The organism is Marinibactrum halimedae, from assembly GCF_021234875.1.
Lineage (GTDB): Bacteria > Pseudomonadota > Gammaproteobacteria > Pseudomonadales > Cellvibrionaceae > Marinibactrum > Marinibactrum halimedae.
The window spans coordinates 1-529 of sequence record NZ_JAJQVM010000120.1 but is presented as its reverse complement, the minus strand read 5'-3'; the positions used below and the strand labels follow the sequence as shown (position 1 = coordinate 529).

Sequence of the window (529 nt, the reverse complement as noted above, 5' to 3'; positions counted from 1 at the left end):
GAATAACATTGAAGATTGAAAGGACCTTCAACTCACCAACAGAAAGATTGATTCTCATCAATTCACAATAATAACGATTTGCACCGGACAGGTATGTACATGTAAAAAATACACACTCGCCTAAAAAATAAAATTAATCAGCTATTACTTTACATTCATCTTTTTAAAGAACAGACACCTGCTTGAGGGGTCAAAAAACTCATTTAATCACACTCAAAAAGAATGAAATTAAATGAGTTAAGTGGTGGAGCTATGCGGGATCGAACCGCAGACCTCTTGGATGCAAACCAAGCGCTCTCCCAGCTGAGCTATAGCCCCACTATTGGTAGGCCTGGGCAGACTTGAACTGCCGACCTCACCCTTATCAGGGGTGCGCTCTAACCAGCTGAGCTACAGGCCTAAAAAATCATCAAGCAATGCGTGTGAGCACTCACAAAGACAGCCAGCTAATCGTTTAAGGAGGTGATCCAGCCCCAGGTTCCCCTAGGGCTACCTTGTTACGACTTCACCCCAGTCATGAATCACACCG

Annotated in this window: 2 tRNA genes and 1 rRNA gene; all 3 read right to left on the bottom strand. The window is 43.9% G+C overall.

The features are described 5' to 3' along the window. Positions 1-242: 242 nt before the first annotated feature. Positions 243-318: transfer RNA gene (locus tag LU351_RS20600), tRNA-Ala, on the bottom strand. Positions 319-323: 5 nt separating this feature from the next. Beyond that, positions 324-400 (bottom strand) — tRNA-Ile (locus LU351_RS20595). A 55-nt stretch (positions 401-455) separates the two neighbouring features. Beyond that, a 16S ribosomal RNA gene (locus LU351_RS20590) occupies positions 456-529 on the bottom strand; the annotation flags it as partial.